General features: G+C 63.1%; 12 protein-coding genes, 3 tRNA genes and 1 pseudogene. 5 read left to right on the top strand and 11 right to left on the bottom strand.

The window, feature by feature from the left end; genetic code table 11:
- The 10 genes and pseudogenes from AB4099_RS00005 to AB4099_RS00050 all read right to left on the bottom strand — a co-directional run.
- Window positions 1-149: GTP-binding protein (locus AB4099_RS00005; RefSeq protein ID WP_441471810.1), on the bottom strand; the 149-nt coding region annotated here is incomplete at its 3' end.
- A 260-nt stretch (window positions 150-409) separates the two neighbouring features.
- Complete coding sequence (locus tag AB4099_RS00010; protein ID WP_441476614.1) at window positions 410-1,096, bottom strand: hypothetical protein; 687 nt, start codon at window positions 1,094-1,096, stop codon at window positions 410-412.
- Between the two features lie 123 nt (window positions 1,097-1,219).
- The gene (gene pncB / locus AB4099_RS00015; RefSeq protein ID WP_113514283.1) at window positions 1,220-2,512 is read right to left on the bottom strand and encodes a nicotinate phosphoribosyltransferase; all 1,293 of its coding nucleotides are present in this window, start codon (window positions 2,510-2,512) and stop codon (window positions 1,220-1,222) included.
- Window positions 2,513-3,255: 743 nt separating this feature from the next.
- Window positions 3,256-4,692, bottom strand: a complete 1,437-nt coding sequence (locus AB4099_RS00020) for an HlyD family type I secretion periplasmic adaptor subunit (protein ID WP_441476615.1) — start codon at window positions 4,690-4,692, stop codon at window positions 3,256-3,258.
- A 119-nt stretch (window positions 4,693-4,811) separates the two neighbouring features.
- Window positions 4,812-6,524, bottom strand: coding sequence for a type I secretion system permease/ATPase (locus AB4099_RS00025; RefSeq protein WP_113514279.1), 1,713 nt, complete (start codon window positions 6,522-6,524; stop codon window positions 4,812-4,814).
- Between the two features lie 557 nt (window positions 6,525-7,081).
- Window positions 7,082-8,587, bottom strand: coding sequence for a hypothetical protein (locus tag AB4099_RS00030; RefSeq protein WP_441476616.1), 1,506 nt, complete (start codon window positions 8,585-8,587; stop codon window positions 7,082-7,084).
- 212 nt (window positions 8,588-8,799) lie between these two features.
- Window positions 8,800-8,943: pseudogene (locus AB4099_RS00035) on the bottom strand (IS3 family transposase); the annotation flags it as partial.
- An 86-nt stretch (window positions 8,944-9,029) separates the two neighbouring features.
- Window positions 9,030-9,103 (bottom strand) — tRNA-Gly (locus AB4099_RS00040).
- Window positions 9,104-9,153: 50 nt separating this feature from the next.
- A tRNA-Tyr gene (locus AB4099_RS00045) sits at window positions 9,154-9,238 on the bottom strand.
- A gap of 187 nt (window positions 9,239-9,425) precedes the next feature.
- Window positions 9,426-9,986, bottom strand: coding sequence for an AAA family ATPase (locus AB4099_RS00050; RefSeq protein WP_441476617.1), 561 nt, complete (start codon window positions 9,984-9,986; stop codon window positions 9,426-9,428).
- 131 nt (window positions 9,987-10,117) lie between these two features.
- On the opposite strand from AB4099_RS00050, the gene AB4099_RS00055 reads away from it, so the two are divergent.
- Window positions 10,118-10,921, top strand: a complete 804-nt coding sequence (locus tag AB4099_RS00055) for a TrmH family RNA methyltransferase (RefSeq protein WP_441476618.1) — start codon at window positions 10,118-10,120, stop codon at window positions 10,919-10,921.
- 3 nt (window positions 10,922-10,924) lie between these two features.
- Here the strand turns inward: AB4099_RS00055 and AB4099_RS00060 are convergent, their stop codons facing one another.
- A complete protein-coding gene (locus AB4099_RS00060) occupies window positions 10,925-11,410 on the bottom strand; it encodes a hypothetical protein (protein ID WP_441476619.1) in 486 nt (161 codons plus the stop codon).
- Between the two features lie 321 nt (window positions 11,411-11,731).
- On the opposite strand from AB4099_RS00060, the gene AB4099_RS00065 reads away from it, so the two are divergent.
- The 4 genes from AB4099_RS00065 (at window position 11,732) to AB4099_RS00080 (ending at window position 15,236) form a co-directional block, all read left to right on the top strand.
- Window positions 11,732-13,408, top strand: coding sequence for an MFS transporter (locus AB4099_RS00065; protein ID WP_441476620.1), 1,677 nt, complete (start codon window positions 11,732-11,734; stop codon window positions 13,406-13,408).
- A 118-nt stretch (window positions 13,409-13,526) separates the two neighbouring features.
- A tRNA-Thr gene (locus AB4099_RS00070) sits at window positions 13,527-13,601 on the top strand.
- 86 nt (window positions 13,602-13,687) lie between these two features.
- Window positions 13,688-14,164 carry a hypothetical protein gene (locus AB4099_RS00075; RefSeq protein ID WP_441476621.1) on the top strand — a complete coding sequence of 159 codons (477 nt, stop codon included), beginning with the start codon at window positions 13,688-13,690 and terminating at the stop codon, window positions 14,162-14,164.
- A gap of 202 nt (window positions 14,165-14,366) precedes the next feature.
- Window positions 14,367-15,236 carry an MBL fold metallo-hydrolase gene (locus tag AB4099_RS00080; protein ID WP_441476622.1) on the top strand — a complete coding sequence of 290 codons (870 nt, stop codon included), beginning with the start codon at window positions 14,367-14,369 and terminating at the stop codon, window positions 15,234-15,236.
- Window positions 15,237-15,253 lie beyond the last annotated feature (17 nt).

Below are 15,253 nucleotides of genomic sequence, written 5' to 3' on the forward strand. Positions count from 1 at the left end.
ATCTGGTCATACGCCGTGAACGACGCCCCGCCCGACTCAGCCAGCACCTTCGTGATCGCTGCCGTCAAAGACGTCTTGCCATGGTCAACGTGACCAATCGTTCCGATATTGCAGTGCGGCTTCGTCCGCGCAAACTTCTCTTTGGCCATGACACCTTTTCCTCGACGACGGCCATCCCCGGCCGGAAAACGGGGTCGCATTAGGGGGTTTTGCGCGTCGATGCAAGCTGTGGCGGGCGAGATGACGCCCGCCACGCATCGCGCCGCCCCAACCGCATGCGTCCTGCGCTCAGGGCATGGTCACGAGACCGCCGCCCTCAGTCGGCCAGCACCGGAATCTGTTCGCCAGGAAGCCTCCCGGCCACGGCCGAGCCCCTCAATGCTCCCAAAGCGCCACAACCCGGCCGCGGCTACTCGCGCAGGAGCCAACCGGAAAACGACGCAGAGGCACTGTCGATGGCCTCATACGCCGGATCACCACGAATCTGGTCGGCAATGGCGATCGCAGCAATTCCGATGAGGATTCCCACGGGCGTAGCCGGCACCATCGCTGTCGATGCAGCGCGGACCCCGACGAGGTTCGGGTATTGCGTCAGCGGCCGCCCGTTCACCCCGTCGAGCACAATCACGTCCGCGCTGAAACTCGCCTGCCCACCCGGGGCGACCAGCGACTTGACCACGACTTTCAGCTTGGCCGGGTGCTTGCCCGAGGGCTGCTCCGTAAAGCGCTTGCGGAAGCTGTCGCGAGTGATCTGCGCCAGCGTGCTGTACATCTGCGTCCGAGCAGCCGCGCTCCGGCTGAGAGCCATGAATTTCTCATCCCACGCAGCCTCCTCCGGCGTCGGCCCATTGCCCGCTCCGGCAGGATCACGCCCTAGGGAAACGGGACGGGTCGATGCCGGCATCTGCGTACCGGCATAGGCCATTCCAGCCTTCGGCCAGACTATGGCTGTCTGGGCGTCGACGGGCTTTGGCGTTTCGACGATAACGTCGACGATCCTGAGATCGCGTATCTCCGAGAAGGTCAGTCCCCGGTCCGGCGTAACGCAGCCGGCAAGCGCCGCGCCCAGAACGGCCACAACGAGAAGTCGAATCATGATGTCGCAATGCCCCCAGCGCGAAATGCACCTCAGGCGTTAACGATCATGAAACCATTGCACCAGCTAAACCAAGGTATTGCGCATGTGGAGAAATCCCCTCTGCGACCGGGCCCGCTTGCCTCATGACGAAACGGCTGCGTGCCCCCCGAACACCCGCCGATAGCGCGCAACCTCCCCTGACTCGCCCGACGCCTTCTCAGGATTGTCGGAGAGCTTCACTGCCGGCCGGCCATTGACCCGCGTCACCTTGCAGACCAGCGACATCGGATCGAGCGCGCGCGAGCCGTCCGGCGAGCAGCCGACGAGGTCGTTGGTGAGATCGGTGCCCCAGCCGAAAGCCATGCGCACCTTTCCATCGAAGTGCTGGTAGACTCGTTCGATCGCGGCGACGTCCAGCCCGTCCGAGAACACCAGCAGCTTTTCGCGCGGATCGCGCCCCTTCTCGCGCCACCAGGCGATGATCTGCTCGCCGGCTGCGATTGGCGGGGCACTGTCGGGACGGAACCCAGTCCAGTCCGCAACCCAATCGGGTGCACGCCGTAGGAAATCGGTGGTTCCGAAGGCATCAGGCAATGCGATCAGAAGATTGCCGCCATAGACCTTGCTCCACTCCCCGAGCACGCGGTAGGGCGCAGCCAGCATCGCCTCGTCGCTATCGGCCAGCGCAGCGAGCACCATCGGCAGCTCATGCGCGTTGGTGCCGATGGCCTCCAAATCATTGTCCATGGCGAGCAGCACGTTCGACGTGCCGGTGAAGCGCGGCCCGAGCCCCTCCTTCAGCGCCTCGACGCACCAGCGCTGCCAGAGATGCCCGTGCCGGCGTCGCGTTCCGAAATCCGAGAGACGCAGCTCCGGCAATTGCTGCAGGCGCTCGACCTTCGCCCACATCTTGGCCTTGGCGCGGGCATAAAGCACGTCCAGCGAGAAGCGCTTCTGGCCGACCATCACCCGACGCGCACGCAACTCATTGATGATCGCCAACGCCGGCACCTCCCACATCGTGCTGTGGGTCCAGGGACCGCTGAAATGCAGCTCATACTGCCCGTCCACCCGCCTGAGCTCGTATTCGGGCAACTGGAATTCGGCGAGCCAGGCCAGGAAATCCGGCGAGAACATCTGCGTCCTGCCGTAGAAGCTGTTGCCCGCGAGCCAGATCAATTCCTTCTTGCTGAAGCGCAACCCACGGGCATGATCGAGCTGCGCCCTGAGCTCGTTCTCATCGACGAGATCGGCAAGCCGGATATGGCGGGACCGGTTGATCAGGGAAAAGGTGACCTGCACGTCCGGATGAAAGCTCCGGATCATCTGCAGCATCAGCAGCTTGTAGAAATCCGTGTCGAGCAGGCTGCGAATGATCGGGTCGAGCCGCCAGCCGTGGTTGTAGGTTCTCGTCGCGATATCGGTCAGGGTCATGCGGCGCGCGTGTCCGTGCGGCGGAAGGGCCGAGAAGAACTAGGCGAGATCGCGAGCCTTGAACATCCACCCGAATTCGCGTCGGGGGCGAGCGGCGTGCAGGGCAAAGTCCGGCCGCAGGCAAACCCACTGCACGCGAATGGAGATCCCGCAGGAGCCGAAACACGCCGCGACCGCGCCATCCTCGCGCTGACGCAAGTCTCTTAGAAGGCGAACATGCCGGTGGCAGCAATGTGCGGGGTCAGGGCTGAGGGACACCACCAGACATGGCGGGCACCAGTCGACGAGGCAGGCTGGTCAGCGCAGGTCGGCGGGCGGTGTGCCTCCGCCCCTCGGCCAGTTCCTAATAGCGCTTCGCATAAGAGCCCGAGGACGAATAGACCGACTGGCATTCAAGCCAGTACATGGATTGGACTGTTCGATTGACCGGAATCGCGCAGACAGGAGCGAGCTGCGCAGCCCTCTCTTGCGTCACCTGGCAGCCCGACAACACAATCCCGCTGGCGATCAGCAGGCATGCCCGTTGAACCGTTCGCATCGTCCTGGCTCCTGTTCCGAGCTATATTCAACAGCTTCGCTGCCAACAGATCGAATCTATACCTGGTTACGCGGCAGCGCGATCTCGATAGCCATGTGAGCGCGATGTTATGACGTAGCGCAAGTCCAGACCGATCAGCGTACCCTTTCCATGCTTAGTGCGCTCTTAGAAAAAAGCGAAGCCTTCCGAACAAGCTGGCCACGTGTCAGCGCTCGATAAAGGCACGGTGCAGCTGATCGGAGATCGGCTTCAGCAGGTAGCTCATCATCGTGCGGCTCCCGGTCTGCATGAAGACCTCCGCTGGCATCCCCGAAACGAGCGTCGAGCCAGCCAACCGGCGACGTTCGTCGTTGGGAAGAGCGACCCTCACCGTAAAGAACGGCGCATTTGTCTGCTGGTCCCGGCTGATGTCGGCAGAAACATACGATACGACACCGGTGAGCTGCGGCGTCACACGTTGGTTGAAGGCGGAAAAGCGGATGAACGCTTTCTGACCCGACCGCACCTGGTCGATGTCGTTGGGCTGGAGCCGCGCCTCGACCTGCAGATCGTCGGAATCCGGCACGACTTCCATGACCGTATCACCAGCGCGAATGACCCCGCCGACCGTGTGCGCAGCAAGCTGGTGAACGATGCCCGAAGTCGGTGCACGAATATCGATCCGGTCGAGGAGGTCTCGCGCGGAAACAGCACGCTCGACGAGCTCGGCCTCCTTGCCTCGGGCTTCGCCGAGTTCCTTCACGACATCGGTCCGAAAGTCCTGATCGATCCGCACGATCTGAAGCTGGGCCTCGCCGATTTTTGCCTTTGTCTCGGCGATTGCCGAGATCAATTGACCCCGCTCACCTTCGATGCGCGCGGACTCTCGCTGCAGGGTCGTAAATCGCGTCAGCGGCACAAGCTTCTTGTCATACAGCGTCTTGATTCCGGAGAGTTCGCCCGCGATCAATTCCAGCTGGCTTGCCTTCGACTTGAGCTGGGCATCGAGTCCTGAAATCTCTTCGCCGAGTTGCGCGACACGGCTCTGCAGCAAGTCCTTCTGGCTTTGACGCGCATTCGCACGAGCCTTGAACAGTGACTCTTCCGATGCCAGGAGCGCGCTGACGCCGGTCTCCCCCGAACGTGCGGCCATCTCGAGCGGAGTTTCGATCTGCGCGTGAGCGTCGCGCTCGGCCATCAGCCGTGCAATCCGAACCCGGAATTCATCAAGCTGCTTGCTCACCACCTGGAGACTCGCCCGCGCTTGGGTTGCATCCAGTTGCAGCAGCAGATCGCCAGCGTTCACCCGCACACCATTATGGACCGGGATCTGCGCGACAATTCCGCCGGTCGGATGCTGGATCGCCTTGACGTTCGATTGAACGACCAAATTGCCGGGAACGGCGACCGCGCCGGCCAGCGGCATCAATGCACTCCACGCACCGATCAAGACTCCGCCGGCAATCAAAACCCGAAGGCCAATCCTGAGCTCGCGGTTGAACGCGCGTTCGACCCGCGAGGCCAGAGTGTCATTCCAGGCATCCGCCGTGCCCGCCGTCACCCCGGCGCGGCGCCTGTCGATCGATCGGTCACTCGCCGGCGTGGCCGCGGCGTCGCTTTCCCTGGGCGGAACAGTCGATCGAGGTGTATCGATATGGAACATTTTCCGTTAAGATCCATTGGCCGACGCGACATCTGCTGGCACAGGCGCCAACGGCGTCGGGTCGACAGGTGCGATGGGCGGACTGAGATGCGCCGGACGCTGCGCAGGGTCACTCCGGTTCACGAGGGAACGACCTCGGCAACTTGTGTCTGACCAATCTGGTTCGCGCTTGACGCTGTCGCAGATCGGCGCGTTGCCACGGTCTTCGTTGTGTGAACGCGCGCAAAGATCTCGTCGCGGGGGCCGAATGCAACCGTCTTGCCCTCGTGGAGGACCATCGCCATGTTCAGCTCGGAGAGAGCGCTGGGACGATGCGAGATGACGATGACAATGGATTTGTCGCGACGCAGGATCTGAATGGCGCGCGCCAATGCACCTTCCCCCTCCGCATCAAGATTGGCATTGGGCTCATCGAGCACGACGAGGAACGGATCACGGTAGACCGCGCGCGCCAACCCAATCCTCTGACGCTGCCCCGCTGAGAGCGACATGCCGCCTTCGCCAATGCGCGTTGAATATCCCTCCGGCAAGCGCAAGATGATGTCGTGCACACCTGCTATCTGCGCGGCCTTCAAAATGGCATCGGACGTCGCCTGGTCTTCAAACCGGCAGATATTTTCTGCGACGGTGCCGTCGAACAAGGCCACATCCTGCGGAAGATAGCCGACATGACGCCCCAGGTCCTCGTTGCGCCACTGATCGATCGCTGCGCCGTCAAGCCGCACCACGCCATTGCTGACCGGCCAAATTCCGACAAGAGCCTTCGACAGCGAAGTTTTTCCCGATGCGCTCGCGCCGAGAAGCGCCAATCCCATGCCCGCCGTAAGCGAAAATGAGATATTCGAGACGATCGCTTTATCCGTGCCTGGTGCAGTAACGGCGAGGTCCTGAACCAGAAGTTCGCGGCAAGGGCGCGGGAGCAGCACCGGCGGCGCCGGAGGTCCAGCGGTCACCTTGAGGATTTCGCGCAAGCGGACAATGCTCTGGCGCGCAGCTACAAGTTGTTTCCAGCTGCCAAGCGCCACCTCGACGGGGGCAAGCGCCCGCCCCATCATGATCGATGACGCGATCATGATGCCCCCCGACGCCTTGTCGGTGACGACGAGATAGGCGCCGATGCCCAACATCCCCGATTGCAGCACGTAGCGAAGAACCTTCGCCGCTGATCCGAGATTGGCATAGACGTCGCTGGCCCGGCCATTTTCGAGCAGACAGCGTTCATTGGCCTGCGACCAACGCGCCGTGAACCGGTCCTGCATTCCAAGCGCCCGGATCACTTCGGCATTTTGCCGGGTCGCATCCGCCAGGACCTGGCGCTGCGCGCTGCTGTCCATGGCGGCTCTGGCTGCGCCGCGCGACACGCGCTCGGTCAACACAGTCATCGCAATGATGGCAACGGTTCCAAGCACGGCCGTGATGCCAATCGCCGGATGGAACAGAAACAAGGCGACGATGAAGATCGGGATCCAAGGCATGTCCAGGAACGCCGTCGGCCCCATGCCCGACATGAACGCCCGGATCTGATCCAGATCGCGGAGTGGCTGTTGCATCAAGATGGGCTTCACGCCCCGCAGAGGAAGCGTGGCGAGCGCGGTGTGGATCGCTTCCTGCAGGCCGACATCGAACAGCGTTCCGACGCGGGAGAGCATGCGCGAGCGCAGCGCGTCGGCATAGCCTTGAACGAGATAGGCCAGCAGAACCACGAGCGAAAGACCAAGCAAGGTCGCGATGTTGCGGCTCGGGATCACCCGATCATAGACCTGCAGCATATAAAGTGAGCCAGACAGCATCAGCAGATTGATCACGCCGCTGAATACGGCGATTCCAGTCATGCGACGCGCACTGGCGCGCAACCCGCGTGCGACCGGATCGTCAGATGCCCGTATCGAGCCACCATCGGACATCGTGCCGGATCGAAATATCTCTGGTCCGTAGCTTTGAGCGAGACTCATGCCTCTTCTGCGCCTTTTCGTCCGGCCGATACGTGTCGGCGATCACATGTGCTTGACGGGCGATACCGCCCCTTTTTTCCGGCAAGAATGCGCCAGTTCCCCTCAAGCCGCGCGGCGCGATGAAGCGACCGGCGTGAGCGAGACACAGAGCCGGCTCGGGCAATCCAAGGCAGGTCGGCTTAGGCAGGAGAGACGGACACGCCGGAACCACAAGGCCGGCTTTCAAGGCGAAGGCGGCGTTGCCGGCGCTGAAAGGCGACGGGACGCTTTTGGAGTTGGCGCGGCCGTTCGACGTCCGCGCCAATCAGATCACGCAATGGCGGGGTCAGCCCTGCTTTCGGGAGCCAACAATGACATCCGCCTGTCTGCGGCCGATCGGCCGAGCCGGCTTCCAACGCCATGGATGAACCAGGAGTTGGAAGCCTGCTCGCGCGATGTCATCCCCACATGTGATGGAAATGCTGTGCTGTATCGACAATCGGTGAATGATGGATGTCGGCTGTCGCATGATCATGTGACGAAGCCGGGGCAGCGTCAGCGACCGTCCCCGGAGGTGTCGGCGTCGGTTTCGGTTCAGCGGCTGCGGTCGCTGGCGCAGTGACCGCCGTCGACAGCACTTCGGCCACAGTCAGACCATCCGGATTGAAATGGCCGCCGGTTATCGGAATGTTGTTGCCGGCCACGTCCGCAGCATTGTCGTGGATGACCTCGGCAGCTGCCGTGACCAGGGCAGCATCGCCGGTCTTGAGACCTTTGACCATCGCATCGACTTCGGCCCCGAGCGTGCTGCTCGGTGTCAATTCATTGTCGAAGCGTGCCCCGAAGATCCCACCCTGCGCCAGATCGAACTTGGTTGCGTTCTTCTCGAAGGTTTGAAACTCGCTGATCAGGGCATTGATCGCATGTGTATCGCCCGATCCGACGAGTTGTTCTGCCCGCTGGCCCAGCGTGTTGCCTTGAGCAATGAAGTTTGCCCAGAATGCCGTTTGAGCGGCATTGTCCTGATATCTCGGGGTTGGATTGAGAGCGTCAGGAAATTGGGAAAAGCCCGATACGCCTCCCTGGCTGGCCATACCAGCCAGATTTGCATCGCCCTGGATGATATCGATCATGTCCAGGATATTGTCGTTGCTGCCCCGGCCGGCGTCCGGGTCGATGCCCGCCCGGTTGATATAGGTGATTTCGAGCTGCGCCTGCCTCATGACGGTGTCGGCATGAATGCCGGTGAGACCCTCGAACTGCGCGGGCTGCGCGTCGATCAAATGCTTGAGGCCGCTGACGACGGCGTTCATGTCACTTGTGATGATCGCCTTGTTGTCCGAATTGACACCGCCGAGAATGCGATTGGCCGCATCGTTGAAGATGGCACCGATCTCGGCCAGGGTGGCATGAGGCGCTGTCGCGGCAGTCACACCGTCGGGGAGCGTCGCCGGTGCAGCGAGAAATCCGGTCGCGCCATTCTGCGTGGCCAAGGTCGAAAGCGTGTGATCGTTATTGACGATATCGAGGATGTCGAGGTGGCTTGCACGCAGCGCGGTCTCGGCATTTGCAACGCTGCCGAATGATCCGCCGCCATTCACGGATGCTGTCGCTGCCGAAAGCGCGGTCGTGATGTCGGACAAGACCGTCTGGATATGCGTGAGCGTGTCGCCGGAAAATTGACCTGCCTTTATCTCGGACTGGAGACCGCTCTCCACCGCTTTGAGGTCGTCCACATATCGCACCACGCTGCCATGGCCTTGGCCGCCTTCCTCGATTGCGTTTTGCCATAGGCCGCCAACGAGCGCGCGGGTCGCGTCGTTGAACGTGGCACCGAGATCCGAAAATTCCGGAGCAGATGAGGTGGGGGGAGTGGGCGTCTCGGGCGGTTGGGGCGGATTGTGATCACCGTGCTGGTGATGGTTGTCGTGTCGTTGATGCGTATCATGCGCGAAGCGAGCCAAGGCGGTCTTCCCTCTCTCTAGGTGCCGTGAGCGATAGCCACGGGGGGGAGCGTCATGTACCAAAACGGTACGAGGCGGCCGGAAGATTGTTTACCTTCATGGCGTCAATCAGCCGAGATCGAGGCTAATCTGCGCAGAAGCAAAGGCGATTGGCCGACGAATTTGTGGCGAGCTTGCAAGCTGGAGAGCTGGTTCGCCTCCGGCCGTTAGGTCAGATACCAGCCGATCGAGGCGCGAGCCTCGGACACGCCGCCATAGGCGCGCAGATAGACCTCTTCATATGTTACCGATCGAGAGGGGCGCTCGACGAAGACGTTGTCGCGCCAGGCACCTTTGCCGTCCATGCTGATCTTGACGCCGGCGCCGATCAGGCAGGAACGCCACTTATCCGACCTGTCCGGATTGCCCGAGCGGGCTCTTCGCCATTCTGAGGCGAGAATATTGGAGCGGGTGAAGGGAATCGAACCCTCGTATTCAGCTTGGAAGGCTGCTGCTCTACCATTGAGCTACACCCGCGCCGGGTGCGACACCGCCTGAACGGCGACATCAACATAGACAGGACACGGTGGTGGGGGAAGCAGGACTCGAACCTGCGAAGGCATAGCCAGCGGATTTACAGTCCGCCCCCTTTGCCGCTCGGGACATTCCCCCGCCGTGTCGTGGACGCGCGCCGTGAAGCAGCGTTGTCCAAGCGCCTGTTTCACTTTCGTGACGGGCAACAGGTGCGGGCGGACTTATGGTGACCGGGCTCCGGCGTGTCAACGGCAAAAAACCGTTCACCCACGTTTCCTTGTATCCATCCCCAACCTGCTTCCTTGCCGCCAGCATGGCCCAAGCCTCAGAACGCGCTGGCAATCCGGGCCTGAATGAAATCCGCACGCTCCTCGACACCACACCGCGGCAGCTCGCAGAGCCGGTAGCCATAGTCGTCATAGGCCGCGACCAGCGCCTGATAGGTTCGCTCGGCCTCGGCGAAATTCTGCTTGCGCTCCTCGTCCTGCCCAAAGATCTCGCGCCAGGGCGACGCGATGAAGACCTCGCTTCGGTAGCGGAACCGTCTTGCCGCGTTGTCCACATGCGCTGGAACGGCAAGCCCCGAGAGCCTGAGATAACCCGCGACATCGGGAACCCCTCGATCAAAGATGACCTGGCCGGCCCGCTCCCTCGCAGCCTGATGGGAACGCAATTCCCAGCCCAGCATCAGTTCCGCGAAGAGCTGGCGATCGGCCCAGGGCAATGCCTGCCCTCCGATCGCCACCTGATCGCGAATGATGGCGCGTCCGGCTTCCGGAGACGTCGCGAATCCTCGCTGCGAGAGCGCCTCGATCAACGTCGTTTTGCCGGAACCAGGGCCACCGGTAATCACGACGAAACGCTGGATATCCTCGGTCCTGACCATTCCGTTCCCTCTCAATCCCTCTTGCCCGCGACAGCGCCCGCTGCTGCACGACACCGAAAATCCGTCGTCCGGGCTGGCAAAGCGCCGCCCGCCATGGCAGGGCATGGGCCGTCACGCTTCGGAGGTCCCCCATGCCCGCGCCGTTCCGCCCCAAGCCGGCCAGGCCCGGCAGCAAGCCCTTCGCACGCCGCGACCGCGATGCCGGTCCCCCGCTACACCGGCCCGGCGATATCGATGAGGCCGTGCTCTACGGCGTCCATCCGGTCATCGAGGCACTTCGCAATCCCAACCGGCGCTTTCGACGCCTTCTCGCCACGGAGAACGCCCTGAAGCGGCTGAGCGAAGAGATCGGCGCGCTGCCGCTCGAACCCGAGCTGGTCCGCCCGTCCGAGATCGACCGCCTGCTCACTCCCGATGCCGTGCACCAGGGCCTCTATCTGGTCTGTGATCCCCTGCCCTCGCCTGATCTCGACAGCCTGCCCGACGACGCGATCGCGCTCGCGCTCGACCAGATCACCGACCCGCACAATGTCGGCGCCATCATGCGCTCGGCCGCCGCGTTCGGCGCTGCCGCAGTGATCGTCACGATTCGCCATTCTCCGGCAGCAACCGGCGTGCTGGCAAAATCGGCATCCGGCGCGCTCGAGCATGTTCCGCTGATCGCGGTGCGCAATCTCGGCGACGCGCTGGACCAGCTCGGCAAGCGCGGTTTCCAGCGAATCGGCTTTGACTCGGAGGGAGCGACTGCCTTCGACGAAATCGCGCTGCAGCGGCCGCTCGTCATGGTGATGGGCGCGGAAGGCAAAGGCCTGCGCCAACGCAGCCGGGATCTCTGCGATCATCTGGCAAGGCTGGAAGTGCCGGGCGCGATCACCAGCCTCAACGTCTCCAACGCCACCGCGATTGCGCTCTACGCTGCGAGCCGCCGACGCTGACGCTCAGCGCCGGGGCACATTACGGATGCGCGCGCTTTCCTCGTCGCGGGCATAGCCTCCCTGCTCGCCGACGCGGATGATGCGCACGACCGGCCGCTGGCGCGAACCTTCCAGCCGGTAGATCACCGGCTCGGGCGTCGGCGAGCGCGGAATACCCACCACCACCGGCGTGTAATCGAGCGAGCGATCGACGGTCCGCTCCGACTCACGCTTCTGCAGGATCACGGTGTCGCGGCCAGAATCGGAGGGGGAGTACCACGGGCCGCCGATGAACCCCGGATTGCCCAGAAAGCGTCTGGCATGATCACGCCGGAACATCGGACCGTTCTGGCGCGCCAGGTGCCGAAAGCCAGGCGCGATTCGCGGCGCAAACGAGGGCGGCGCAGCTGGCGCGAAAACCCTGCCTGACCCACCCGCGGCAGCCGGGTGGGCAGGACTCAGGAAAACGATGAATCCCAGAAGCGGCAATGTTGCATGGATGCGCGGCATCGGCGCGCTCCCTTTCCCCGCATCAACTCGGCCTCGTGCCGACTATAGGACGGTCAGCGCCGCACTGCCAATCAGGGAAAATCCATCGCACAGGCAAATGGGCAAGGCCCCTACGCCTTAAGTCTTACGTCGAACGATGCAAGACCAAGTGCTTGATTGCACAACGTTTCGTGCAAGCGCATTCCTGAGCAATTGCCGGATCAGTGCAAGCGAAACTTCACCCGGCAGGCAGTGGCATCGTGTCGCAAGAAATCGAGCCACAGGGAAACGGGCGGCCCGGGGGATAGTCCCGATGCCGGGCATTATTCAGGGGAGAACGCCATGAGCATGGCAGCACAGACATCGGGGGCTGCGGCGACGCGACGCCCCATGACGAAGGAAGAGAAGCGCGTCATTCTCGCTTCGTCGCTCGGCACCGTCTTTGAATGGTACGACTTCTATCTCTACGGTTCGCTCGCCGTGATGATCGGCGCGCATTTCTTCTCGGCCTTCGATCCGAATACGCGCGCCATCTTCGCGTTGCTCGCCTTCGCCGCCGGCTTCCTCGTCCGCCCCTTCGGCGCGCTGTTCTTCGGCCGCCTGGGTGATCTCATCGGCCGCAAATACACGTTCCTCGTCACGATCGTGATCATGGGCGCCTCGACCTTCCTGGTCGGCCTGCTGCCGAGCTACAACTCGATCGGCTGGATCGCACCGGTGATCCTGATCGCGTTGCGCATGCTGCAGGGCCTGGCGCTCGGCGGTGAATATGGCGGCGCAGCGGTCTATGTCGCCGAGCATGCGCCTCCGGGCCGTCGCGGCTTCTACACCTCCTGGATCCAGACCACGGCGACGCTCGGCCTGCTGCTTTCGCTGATCGTCATTCTCGGCATCCGCACCACCATGGGTGAGGCCGAATTCACCGCCTGGGGCTGGCGCATTCCGTTCCTGGCCTCGATCTTCCTGCTGGCGATCTCCGTCTGGATCCGCCTGCAGATGCAGGAATCCCCGGCCTTCAAGAAGATGAAGGAAGAGGGCAGCGGCTCGAAGGCACCGCTTTCCGAGGCCTTTGGCCAGTGGAAGAATGCGAAGATCGCCCTGCTGGCGCTGTTCGGCCTCACTGCCGGCCAGGCCGTCGTCTGGTACACCGGTCAGTTCTACGCCCTGTTCTTCATCCAAAGCATCCTGAAGGTCGATCTCTATTCGGCCAACGTGCTGATCGCCTGGTCGCTGATCCTCGGCACCGGCGGCTTCATCCTGTTCGGCTCGCTTTCGGACAGGATCGGCCGCAAGCCCGTCATCCTGGCCGGCTGCCTGATCGCGGCGCTGACCTATTTCCCGCTCTTCGGCGCGCTCACCAAGGCTGCCAATCCCGGCCTCGCGGCAGCCCATGAGAACGTCAAGGTTCAGGTCGTCGCCGATCCGGCCACCTGCGGCTCGGTCTTCGACCCGGTCGGCGTGCGCACCTTCACCCAGCCCTGCGATGTCGCCCGCCGCACGCTCGCCTCGCAGGCGATCCAGTACACCCAGGTCCCGGCCCCGGCCGGCACCGCAGCCAAGGTCACGGTCAACGGCAAGGATGTCGCAATCGATGCCGGCTTCGCCGCCAACATCGCCAAGGAAGCGGTCGCCGCCGGCTATCCCGCGGCGGGCGACGCCAGAATCGTCAAGACCGGCTTCATGAACGCGCTGTTCAACGCCCAGTCGCTGACCATCATCGGCATCCTGACGATCCTCGTCATCTATGTGACGATGGTCTACGGCCCGATCGCCGCCGCCCTGGTCGAGCTCTTCCCGACCCGTATCCGCTACACCGGCATGTCCCTGCCCTACCATATCGGCAACGGCTGGTTCGGTGGCCTGCTGCCGGCGACCTCCTTCGCCATGGTGGCCGGCACCGGCGACATCTTCTACGGCCTCTGGTACCCGATCGTGATCGCGATGATGACCTTCGTCATCGGCATGCTCTTCGTGCCCGAGACCAAGGATCGCGACATCCTCACCTACGACAACAACTGATCGGCCCATCGCCGACAGGTGCGAGCCCCGCCTCCTCGAGGCGGGGCTTTTCTTTGGGCAAGTGGTTCCCGATCTTGCCCTCGCCGCGTGTGACTGGTAACCGCATCTGGCCGACCGGGCCGGCTTAGCTCAGCGGTAGAGCAGCGGTTTTGTAAACCGAAGGTCGGGGGTTCAATCCCCTCAGCCGGCACCACACATCTCTGGCTCGCTTCGTGCGACCGGTTAGCGGCACGAAAGTGCAAGCGATGGTGTAAGAGCCTCCGGGCTAGGCGAACGGCCATGGACAGACGGGAACACTTGCTCGCGCTGGCCGAGCGTTGCGAGACGGCCGAAAGGCCCGATCGCGCGCTTGATGCCGATATCTATGAGGCTCTGGGCTTCACCGTACGGCGCAAGCCGAGCCATCTCGTCGGCCGCCGCACGCCCATGGGCGGCATCTATCAACAGGGATCGCTCTGGAAGGCGCTTGGCCTGGTCAGCGCCAATATCGACGTCGCTATCAATCTGCTGCGCCAGAAGGCTCCGGAGTGGAGCTGGAGCCTGCGATGTCTCGCCGATGAGGACAGCGCGGCCTTCCAAGCCCTGGTCGCCGAATGTTCGGGCAACGCCATGCTCGGCTCATTGGCTCTTTGCGCGGCCATGCTGCGGGCGCTCGCGCGTTATGACGGACTGCTGGCTGCCAGCGTCCCTTCGCACGACCATCGCGTGCCGGCAGACGGCCAGCGCATCACGAACGCACCACTCACGGAAACTTGACCCTGCAACACCCCCGCGCGGTTGAAGCCCCCGAATCGGACGCTAGGCTGCTGCCCAGGCCGAAGACGCGCCCAGGGAGACTGCAATGCCACCTTTTAGTCCGTCGCGCCGCACCGTGATTGCCGGTGCCGGCGCGCTCGCTGTTGCCACCACGTTGGATTTACCCGCCGGGCTCACACCGGCTCAAGCGCAAGGAGCCCCCGTGAATCAGGCGCCCGGATACTATCGCTACAAGATCGGTGACATGATCCTCACCGCGATCAATGACGGTTTCGCCCGTCGTCCGCTCGAGGGTTTCGTCCGCAATGCGGAACTCGCGGACGTCAAGACGGCGATGGCGCAGGCCTTCCTGCCAGCCGATGCATTGAACATCACCTTCACGACGCTCGCCATCCAGAGCGGCGGAAAACTCATCCTGATCGATACCGGCAATGGCGATTCGGGCGCACCGACCTCCGGAACCTGGCTCGCCAATTTCCGCGCCGCCGGTTTCGATCCGAAAGATGTATCTACGGTTGTCTTCAGCCATTTCCACGGCGACCATATCAACGGCTTTCGCCTGAAAGACGGCTCGGCCGTTTTCCCCAATGCCGAGGTCATGGTCCCAGCGGCAGAATGGAGCTTCTGGATGGACGACGCCAGGATGAGTGCCGCACCCGAGGCCATGAAGGGGGCATTTGGCGGCGTCCGCCGCGTCTTCGGCCCGATTGCCAAGGATGTGAAGCAGTTTGAGGCCGGCAAGGAAATCCTGCCCGGCATCACCGCCATTGCGGCCCCTGGCCATACGCCCGGCCACACCACCTTCGCGCTCAGCTCCGGCACGGCGAGGATGATGGTGATGTCGGACACGACCAACCACCCAGCCCTATTCGCCCGCAATCCCGACTGGTCCGCGGTGTTCGATATGGACGGCCCGCAAGCTGCCGCCACACGCCGCAAGCTGCTCGACATGGTCGCCGCGGACAAGATGCAGGTCGCATTCTACCACGCGCCATTCCCAGCCACCGGCCACATCGCGAAATCGGGCAACGGCTTCGAGCTCGTCCCCGTGCAATGGACCACGTCCATCTGAGGCATGCGGCATCGCTG

The organism is Allobosea sp. 2KB_26 (genome assembly GCF_052115715.1).
Classification (GTDB): Bacteria; Pseudomonadota; Alphaproteobacteria; order Rhizobiales; family Beijerinckiaceae; genus Allobosea.

What these genes read in the sequence shown, in the direction of transcription:
- AB4099_RS00010 (WP_441476614.1), bottom strand. Translation starts at nt 1,096, where the DNA reads ATGATTCGACTTCTCGTTGTGGCCGTTCTGGGCGCGGCGCTTGCCGGC.
- pncB (WP_113514283.1), bottom strand. Translation starts at nt 2,512, where the DNA reads ATGACCCTGACCGATATCGCGACGAGAACCTACAACCACGGCTGGCGG.
- AB4099_RS00020 (WP_441476615.1), bottom strand. Translation starts at nt 4,692, where the DNA reads ATGTTCCATATCGATACACCTCGATCGACTGTTCCGCCCAGGGAAAGC.
- AB4099_RS00025 (WP_113514279.1), bottom strand. Translation starts at nt 6,524, where the DNA reads ATGACTGGAATCGCCGTATTCAGCGGCGTGATCAATCTGCTGATGCTG.
- AB4099_RS00050 (WP_441476617.1), bottom strand. Translation starts at nt 9,986, where the DNA reads ATGGTCAGGACCGAGGATATCCAGCGTTTCGTCGTGATTACCGGTGGC.
- AB4099_RS00055 (WP_441476618.1), top strand. Translation starts at nt 10,118, where the DNA reads ATGCCCGCGCCGTTCCGCCCCAAGCCGGCCAGGCCCGGCAGCAAGCCC.
- AB4099_RS00060 (WP_441476619.1), bottom strand. Translation starts at nt 11,410, where the DNA reads ATGCCGCGCATCCATGCAACATTGCCGCTTCTGGGATTCATCGTTTTC.
- AB4099_RS00065 (WP_441476620.1), top strand. Translation starts at nt 11,732, where the DNA reads ATGAGCATGGCAGCACAGACATCGGGGGCTGCGGCGACGCGACGCCCC.
- AB4099_RS00075 (WP_441476621.1), top strand. Translation starts at nt 13,688, where the DNA reads ATGGACAGACGGGAACACTTGCTCGCGCTGGCCGAGCGTTGCGAGACG.